The 8,438-nt window shown below is 48.9% G+C and carries 8 protein-coding genes; 2 read left to right on the top strand and 6 right to left on the bottom strand.

Going from position 1 to position 8,438, the window contains the following annotated elements:
• Window positions 1-344: GDYXXLXY domain-containing protein (locus ACI0FR_RS06075; RefSeq protein WP_461667883.1), on the bottom strand; the 344-nt coding region annotated here is incomplete at its 3' end.
• Complete coding sequence (locus tag ACI0FR_RS06070; protein WP_404906245.1) at window positions 341-1,471, bottom strand: DUF2157 domain-containing protein; 1,131 nt, start codon at window positions 1,469-1,471, stop codon at window positions 341-343. The genes ACI0FR_RS06070 and ACI0FR_RS06075, both read right to left, overlap by 4 nt.
• Before the next feature lie 275 nt (window positions 1,472-1,746).
• Between ACI0FR_RS06070 and ACI0FR_RS06065 the strand changes: the two genes are divergently transcribed.
• Together ACI0FR_RS06065 and trmFO are read left to right on the top strand one after the other, a co-directional pair.
• On the top strand, window positions 1,747-1,893 hold the full coding sequence (locus ACI0FR_RS06065) for a DUF1127 domain-containing protein (protein ID WP_343800003.1): 147 nt from the start codon (window positions 1,747-1,749) through the stop codon (window positions 1,891-1,893).
• A gap of 281 nt (window positions 1,894-2,174) precedes the next feature.
• Entirely contained in the window at window positions 2,175-3,581 is a 1,407-nt protein-coding gene (gene trmFO, locus ACI0FR_RS06060; protein ID WP_404906246.1) for a methylenetetrahydrofolate--tRNA-(uracil(54)-C(5))-methyltransferase (FADH(2)-oxidizing) TrmFO, read from the top strand.
• 77 nt (window positions 3,582-3,658) lie between these two features.
• On the opposite strand, the gene ACI0FR_RS06055 is transcribed toward trmFO, so the two are convergent.
• From ACI0FR_RS06055 to prfB, 4 genes are all read right to left on the bottom strand, one after another.
• Window positions 3,659-4,498, bottom strand: a complete 840-nt coding sequence (locus ACI0FR_RS06055; RefSeq protein WP_404906247.1) for a phytoene/squalene synthase family protein — start codon at window positions 4,496-4,498, stop codon at window positions 3,659-3,661.
• 1 nt (window position 4,499) lies between these two features.
• Window positions 4,500-4,889 (bottom strand): Mth938-like domain-containing protein, encoded by a 390-nt coding sequence (locus tag ACI0FR_RS06050; RefSeq protein ID WP_404906248.1) that lies wholly within the window; start codon window positions 4,887-4,889, stop codon window positions 4,500-4,502.
• Between the two features lies 1 nt (window position 4,890).
• Window positions 4,891-7,173, bottom strand: coding sequence for a protein translocase subunit SecDF (gene secDF / locus ACI0FR_RS06045; RefSeq protein WP_404906249.1), 2,283 nt, complete (start codon window positions 7,171-7,173; stop codon window positions 4,891-4,893).
• A 103-nt stretch (window positions 7,174-7,276) separates the two neighbouring features.
• A protein-coding gene (gene prfB / locus ACI0FR_RS06040; protein ID WP_374830365.1) for a peptide chain release factor 2 occupies window positions 7,277-8,405 on the bottom strand; the annotation gives its coding sequence in 2 pieces (ribosomal slippage) (window positions 7,277-8,335 and window positions 8,337-8,405; 1,128 coding nt in all).
• Window positions 8,406-8,438: the final 33 nt, after the last annotated feature.

Genomic DNA, 8,438 nt, shown 5'->3' with positions numbered 1-8,438 from the left:
ATCTGCACCTCGTCAGCGCTCAGATCATCAAAGGGTTTTATGGATGCGCGGCTCATATGCCAAAGACCGTCATCACCTTTTTTAACCGCCACATAAACATCGCCGCTATAATCATCCGTTGCATCCTTAACAGCGCTTTGAGCAAATTCTGAAAAATCGTAGCCTAAGATAACATAATCACCACGCATCAAATCGCGCGGATCAACCCGGCTCGTCTGCACGACAATATCCTGCCCGTAGCGCAAGATCTGTGCACGCTTTTCAATGCCCGCAAACAAAACACCGGTTTGCAACAGGGCTGTCACAACGGCTGCACCATAAAGATATTTAGCGCTCATTTTCATGGTCGCACCTCTGTTTCCATCTCGCTATGACCTGAAAGACGGCGCTCCATACGGCGTACAAATACAGCCAATAACAGCACCAAAACACCTGAACTCAAGAAGAAACCGGATGTACCGATCATTGTGCCGATTGTTTCAAAGGCCAGATAGAGAACTTGCCCTGAAAATGCGAGATAAACCAGCCAGCGCAAGCCGCCATTGTTACGACCACACATGACAAGCGCACCAATGCAAAGAGCAAAAATAATGATACTATAAAAGAGGATATGCGGCTGCTCGTAATTATTAAGGGCCATACTGTGCGCCTGAAATGCCAAAATGGCACCAAGTACGCCCAAAAAACCATAACCAGCCAAAGGACGGGAAAATCGTGTCAGACGCTCCAAAGTCACATGTGAAAAACCATCGGCAAACATTAAAGCCGCACCGATTGCCAGCAATATCCACAATACAAGCTGATGTTCGTTTTCGGCATAGAGAAGCCCAAACCACACCAATGTGAAGATACCGACCAGATGACCGGTAATGCGCGAATGGGTAAAATATGCAGCCAATGCACCTGTTAAAGCTAAAGCCGGAACGATATAAAAGCCCGATTGATTAAGCAGGGCATCATAATCATACTGGGCAGAGGCAAAGACATAAAAGGCGGCAATAAACATCGCTAACGCACTCAATACCGACTCACGCAGCAAAAATGCCGAAACAAAAACACCGCATGTCCATAACAGTGTGGCAGAGGCTTCGTCCCCGGACATATGATACATCTGTCCGACCATAGCGATGCCCGCACCAAATGTTGCGGCACCAATAATAAAAAGCGCTTTGGAAAAGACTACATCATCTTTAAGGCGCCGCCAAACGCCGCCGATATAGCAAACCCAAATGATCGCAAAGACAGAAATAACCCGCACGATACGCGGAATTTCCTGCCAGTTGGCTGCAATTAAAAGGATAACGGCTGCACCAAGCAAAAGACCGCCGATGGTTGCCAGTACCGTTCCCAAACCAATACCTGAACGGCGCGCATGTAAATCGCTGAGTAATTTTCCAGCCGTGTCATTATCGATTAGCCCCTGCTCTTTCCAACTGGAAATGAGCTTTTCAACCGACATAGAAAAAGACAAAGGCAGACCCTTTCGCTGATGTATTTATTACTTAGCTATAATTAGCGACCACAGCGGAGTCGATGTTAAAGTGAGAAAACCTTATAAAAAGCAGTTATTCAAAATATGGCCGAAACTTCTATCTAACTTATCCTTGTGACCAAATGATGTTTTCTGAAATGCATGGCTTGCAGGGCTGCTATGCAAACCTGTCTCTCCCAATTTTAAATATATGGCCTATATATAACTCATCGATCAAACACTGATCTACAGTAATTCAATCGGAGACAGAAGAAATGAACATTATGCGCTCATTCAATAACTGGCGCCGTTACCGTTCGACAGTTGCAGAACTCAGCATCTTGAGCAACCGCGAACTCAATGACCTTGGAATTTCTCGTTCAGATATTCCATATGTAGCCCGCCAGGCTAACAAACGCTAATAATACTCAAGTAAATACTTGTCTATTTACAATAATTCACTGCTATATATCCTCCTCCCTATTATAGCAGTTTCGGGTTAGCGACCCTCCTCCCACGCTAGCCTGACAGAAATAATGCCCGCCATACACAGTATGGCGGGCATTATTCGTTTGGTGCTTCTTTAAGCCTTATAACAAGTGATTAGTCTTCGAAAACTTCGTTTCAAAAAACTGCCTGCACATTGCGCAAAGCAGATTTGTGGTGATTGCTGTATATAACGAAAGGGAGTAAGAACACTCCCATGTCAAACACAGTTTCTCACTCCCCAATTCATATTATCGGCGGCGGACTTGCGGGTTCCGAAGCGGCATGGCAACTGGCTGAAGCCGGCGTTGCGGTTATCATTCATGAAATGCGCCCGCTGCGAGGCACAGATGCCCATAAAACCGATCATCTGGCCGAGTTGGTTTGTTCCAACTCTTTCCGTTCGGATGATGCAGAAACCAATGCTGTCGGCGTCCTGCACGCCGAAATGCGCATGGCTAATTCTCTTATCATGGCTTGCGCTGATGCCAATCAGGTGCCGGCAGGCGGTGCGCTTGCGGTTGACCGCGATGGTTTTTCACTAGCGGTGACTCAAAAGCTTGAAAAGCATCCGCTCATTACCATTGAGCGTGGCGAAGTTTCCGGCTTGCCACCGCAAGAATGGGGCACAACCATTATCGCTACCGGCCCGCTGACAGCCGCATCGTTGGCGGATGCCATTGCAGCTGAAACGGACACCAATGCACTGGCATTTTTTGATGCCATTGCTCCCATCATTCATTTTGACAGCATCAATATGGATGTCTGCTGGTTCCAGTCCCGCTATGACAAAGTAGGTCCGGGCGGAACAGGCAAAGACTATATCAACTGCCCAATGGATAAAGAGCAGTATGAAGCCTTTATCGCAGCTCTTATTGGCGGTGAAAAGACCGACTTTAAAGAGTGGGAAGGCACACCTTATTTTGACGGTTGCCTGCCGATTGAAGTGATGGCCGAGCGTGGGCCGGAAACGTTGCGCCACGGCCCGATGAAGCCGATGGGGCTGACCAATGCCCATAACCCGACGGTTAAGCCTTATGCTGTTGTGCAATTGCGTCAAGACAATGCACTGGGCACACTTTATAATATGGTCGGCTTCCAAACCAAGCTGCGCTACGGTGATCAGACCGCTATCCTGCGGATGATACCCGGCTTGGAAAATGCCGAATTTGCACGCCTTGGTGGTCTGCACCGCAATACATATTTGAACTCACCAGTGCTTCTTGATGGTAAATTGCGGATGAAATCCCGCCCCAACTTACGCTTTGCCGGTCAGATCACCGGTTGTGAAGGCTATGTCGAATCCTCTGCAATCGGCTTGCTGGCCGGGCGCTTTACTGCCGCAGAAGTATTGGGCAAGGCGTTGGATGTTCCGCCATTGACAACCGGTTTCGGCGCCCTTCTCGGCCATATTACCGGTGGACATATTATCAGCGACGAAGAACCGGGCAAACGCTCATTCCAGCCGATGAATGTCAATTTCGGCCTTTTCCCACCGGTTGAGGTGGTTAAAACCGAAGGCAAACGCTTGCGCGGTAAAGAAAAAACCATAGCCAAAAAACGTGCCATGAGTGCGCGCGCATTGGAAGATTGGAAAAACTGGTTGGAGAAATCAGCACTTTAAGCTGGTTGATCTTCAGTAAAATTAAAAGAGGCATGATTGTTACCGATCACGCCTCTTTTTTATAAGTACTGATAAAATTACCCTAATAAAGCAGCCTTCATCATCGTCCATTGGCGGCGCAAAGGCGAAATATCGCTGATTTGCGTCGGTACACTTGCAGCATTGCGCGAAAGTGCCCGTAAATAGACCGGTACCAGACAGACCGGCAGAAAAGCGGGTTTCAAAGTTGCGGGCATTGAACGGGAAGCTTTTTTATAAGCAACATAATGCTCATCCGCCAAAGCAATTATTGCACTCACCAAATTGGTGAGTTCTTGCTGCTGTTCTGATCCAAGATAAGTCTCTGCATTCAATCCGACTGCCTGCAAAATATCAGCAGGCATATAAATCTGGCTTCGTGCACGGTGAAGCGGCATCAAGCGCAACAAACCGGTAATGCTTTGCGCCACACCTGCATGCCCCGCAGCCTCGCTAAATTGTGGTGCTCTGTCCGCATCAAGAATGAGGGCGGCCATTTGAATGAGTACAGATGCTGTCTCGCCGCAATAGCCCTCCAAATCATGACGCGCAGGCATCGGATCGTTATAAAGATCGAAAATACGCGCTTCACAATAAGCGTCAAAGACATGGATCGGCAATGAATAGCGCTTGATCGCTGCCATTAAAGCCGCAGCTACAGGATGGCTTTCTGTTTCGCCATGCCCCGCCCCATTGATCAGATCACGCCACCATTGCAGCCGCACTTCGCCAGGTAGCGCGTCCTTTGCCACATCACGGATACGGGCAATTTCTACATTGAAAGCATAAAGTGCCGCTAATGCGCCCCTTTTTTCTTCCGGTGCGTAAAGCAGTGACAAATAACGGTCTTTATCGGCCTGCCGCACCAGATCCAGACAATAAAGTTCATTATCCTGCATATCAGTCAACAGCAATCAGGGCGGCTGCCACAGCACGGTCTTCGGCCAACAGCACATTATAGGTGCGCACAGCCGCACCGGTGCTCATCGGATCAGATGAAATACCGCTGGCGCGCAAAAGATCACGCACATCCGCCGGGATACGGCGCAAGTCCATGCCTGTGCCGACCAGCAAAATTTCGATATCAGTTGCCTGTTCAAGAATGAGCTTCAAATCATCTTTTGTCAGCAAAGGCGGCGCGTTAGGTTCCCAGCAATGCACACCGCTTGGCAAACACATGATTGAACCGCGATGTGACATCTCGGCAAAGCGGAAGCCGCCATTGCCATAAGCGTCAATGGGCGCACGTCCGGGGAAATGCGCCTCTCGCATCTGAATGCCGGAAGACATATCAGCTCTCCAAGTTTAATGACTGCGCCAGCTCGTCACTCATATCATCATCACCATCCTGACGTTCGCTGCGCGGCTTCAAACCAAACTGCACCAGCAACGGACCGGCAATGAAAATGGAAGAATAGCTGGCCACAATAATACCAACACTGAGCGCCAGCGCAAAGTTGCGGATATCTTCACCGCCGAAGACATATAGCGGCACATGCGCAAGGAATGTCACGAAGGACGTTAAAATAGTGCGTGACAATGTCTGATTGATCGATGCATCGATAATTGCCGGCAATGGCGCACTTTGATAACGGCGCAAATTTTCACGGATACGGTCATAAATTACAATCGTATCATTGAGTGAGTAGCCGATAATGGTCAAAATAGCCGCGACACTCCAGAGATTGAACTCCATGCCGAAGATGATGAACATACCGGCCAAAATGATCACATCATGCACTGTTGCAATCACCGCACCAAATGCAAGCTGCCAGCGGAAGCGCAACCAAACATAGATAAAGATGCCAAGCAGTGAAAGAATAACTGCCAAAATGCCGGCATTGCTCAACTGTTCAGAAACCGTTGGCCCCACCACTTCGACACGCTGGAATGTGTATTCTTTGGCAAATTCATCACGCAGCTTCACTGCAATCGTCTGATCAGCCTCATCGCCAACTTCCTGACTGCCGATCAGCACAAGAGCAGAATTGGCATCTTCGGTCGGTATCACCCGGGCACTTTCAATGTTGAGATCGGCCAGACGTTCGCTAATGTCAACGAGATCGGCGTCACCTTGGCGTGCCTGCAATTCAACCATGGCACCACCACGGAAATCGACACCGTAATTGAAACCGACATTGACAAAAAGTGCCAGCACGATTGCACAAGCCAAGACCGATACACCAAGCGTCAGAAACTGCAAACGCATGAAAGGAATGCGGGTAACGGTCGGCACCAGTTTGAGGCGACGTTTTGGCACCTCTTTCGGCTTCATGATGCGTACCCATTGCGAAATCAGCAAGCGGGTAAAAGTCAAAGTCGTGAAAAGTGTGGTTGCAATACCAATGGTAACCGTCAAAGCAAAACCATAAACAGCACCACTGCCTAAAATAAACAGTACAACAGCTGCAATCAGCGTCGTGAGATTTGCATCAATGATCGTTGAAAGCGCACGGTAAAAGCCTGATTCCATGGCTTGTACCACGGAATAACCATGACGGCGGTCTTCACGCACACGCTCGTAAATCAACACATTGGCATCAACAGCCATACCAATAGTCAGCACCAGACCGGCAACACTCGCCATACTGACCGAAGCACCGATAATCGACAAAATCGCAGTCAGCAAAATAATGTTGACCGCCAAAGCGATCATCGCCAAAACGCCCAATGTGCCATAAGAAAGCACCATGAAAAGCCCGACCAGAATGGCTGCCATCACTGCTGCAACGATAGCAGCACTGGCATAATCCGCGCCAAGTGCCGATGTAATGGTACGCTCCTCAAGCACGCTCACGCTTGCCGGTAATGAACCTGACCGCAATACGACCGCAAGGTTTCCCGCGACCTGATAATCAAATGAGCCGGTCAGCTGCAATTCATCTGCATCAATTTTTGCCTGAATAACCGGCGCAGATATAACCTGATGATCAACAACGACAGCAAATGCACGACCAATGCTTTTTTCAGTCAGTGTTGCCATCGCCGCACGGCCTTCAGGGCTGAGCTTGATATTAATCACTGCCGTTTTGCCGTCAGTGGCATAATCAGCCTGTGCATCCAGAATATCGGCATCCGTCAATGCCGGTTTCTTTACCAACAAATAGCCAACCGGCGGATCGTCAAAAGAATAGACAACGATATCACCTTCCGGAGGTGTGCCGCGGATTGCATCATTGGGTGACATATTCGCATCCACCTCGTGGAAGGTGACTGCCCCATCAACGCTCAAGATATCTTTAAGTAGCTGAATGTCGTAAATGCCACGCACTTCAACCAGAATCTGGCCTTTGCGCTCTTTTTCCACCAAAGCATCTTCATAGCCCATTTCTTTTAAACGGCTGGTCAAAACTTCAACCGTTTGGTCAACGACACGGTCTGATGTTTTCGAAGATTGAATGATGAGACGCGAGCCACCCGACAAATCAAGATCGAGCGACACCTGCTTTTTCGGCAGGAAATTCGGCAGCCCGTCTAAGGTATCACGCGAGAAAAGATTGGGTAAGGCAAGAATAACGCCGATAAAGACGACCAACCAGATCAGAGCGACTTTCCAGCGCGAAAAATAGAGCATGAAACTGCGAATCCATATTTGTCAGATGCACATGATGCAGGGCGAAACAGCACTATGCAATCCCGCCCCGCAGCACAAAAACCAGTTCAATAACCTTCAGTGGTTAGTCGATATCTTCAACCACCACGTCACTGCCGCTGATGCGATGGGCGAGTGCTGCTTCCATGAAAGGTGTAACAGCGCCGTCCAGCACCTCCTGCGGATTGGTGCTTTCAACACCGGTACGCAGATCTTTAACCAGCTGATAAGGCTGCAATACATAAGAGCGGATCTGGTGTCCCCAGCCGATATCGGTTTTGGAAGCCGTCATCGCATTGGTGGCTTCCTCACGTTTTTTCAGCTCTTCTTCATAAAGACGAGCACGCAACATCGACCATGCAGTTGCACGGTTTTTATGCTGTGATCGTTCCGACTGACACTGAACCACAATACCGGTTTTGATATGGGTAATACGAACAGCCGAGTCGGTTGTGTTGACGTGCTGACCACCGGCACCTGATGCACGATATGTATCAATACGGACGTCGGCTTCGGTCACATCCACTTCGATATTGTCGTCGATAGCCGGATAAACCCAGATACTGGCAAATGACGTGTGGCGACGCGCATTGGAATCGTAAGGCGAAATACGCACCAGACGATGAACACCGGATTCGGTTTTCATCATACCGTAAGAATTGTGCCCTTTAACCAGCAGTGTCGCTGATTTGATCCCTGCTTCTTCACCATCGTGAATTTCAAGCAGCTCAACCTTACGACCGCTTTTTTCAGACCAGCGCGTATACATACGCAGCAGCATCGACGCCCAGTCCTGACTTTCCGTACCGCCGGCACCGGCATGAACTTCCACATAAGTGTCGTTCGCATCGGCTTCACCAGACAGCAGCATGTCAATCTGACGCTTCGCAATGTCGGTTTTCAACGCACGGATTGCATCTTCGGCATCGGTGATAATCGACTTATCACCCTCTTCTTCACCCATCTCGATCAGCTCAATGCTGTCATTCAAAGTCTGGCTCAGATATTTGATACCATTGATGCTGTCTTCAAGCTGCTGGCGCTCACGCATCAGCTTTTGCGCTTCCTGAGCATCATTCCAAAGGGTTGGATCTTCTGCGCGCTGGTTTAAATAACCCAGCCGTTTAATAGACTGATCCCAGTCAAAGATGCCTCCTCAGCAGGCTTATGGCCTGCTTGATTTCGTCGACTAAGCTTTCAATTTCAGCGCGCATTCGCTTTATAATCCTTATCTATTCTCAAAACCC

The organism is Paenochrobactrum sp. BZR 201-1, from assembly GCF_044987585.2.
GTDB lineage: Bacteria > Pseudomonadota > Alphaproteobacteria > Rhizobiales > Rhizobiaceae > Paenochrobactrum > Paenochrobactrum pullorum.
The sequence above is the reverse complement of the archived record's forward strand: the minus strand, read 5'-3'. Positions and strand labels throughout refer to the sequence as shown.

Bases quoted from the DNA above. Each gene is read 5' to 3' on its own strand.
- ACI0FR_RS06065 (WP_343800003.1), top strand. From the start codon at position 1,747: ATGAACATTATGCGCTCATTCAATAACTGGCGCCGTTACCGTTCGACA.
- trmFO (WP_404906246.1), top strand. From the start codon at position 2,175: ATGTCAAACACAGTTTCTCACTCCCCAATTCATATTATCGGCGGCGGA.
- ACI0FR_RS06050 (WP_404906248.1), bottom strand. From the start codon at position 4,889: ATGTCTTCCGGCATTCAGATGCGAGAGGCGCATTTCCCCGGACGTGCG.
- ACI0FR_RS06055 (WP_404906247.1), bottom strand. From the start codon at position 4,498: ATGCAGGATAATGAACTTTATTGTCTGGATCTGGTGCGGCAGGCCGAT.
- secDF (WP_404906249.1), bottom strand. From the start codon at position 7,173: ATGCTCTATTTTTCGCGCTGGAAAGTCGCTCTGATCTGGTTGGTCGTC.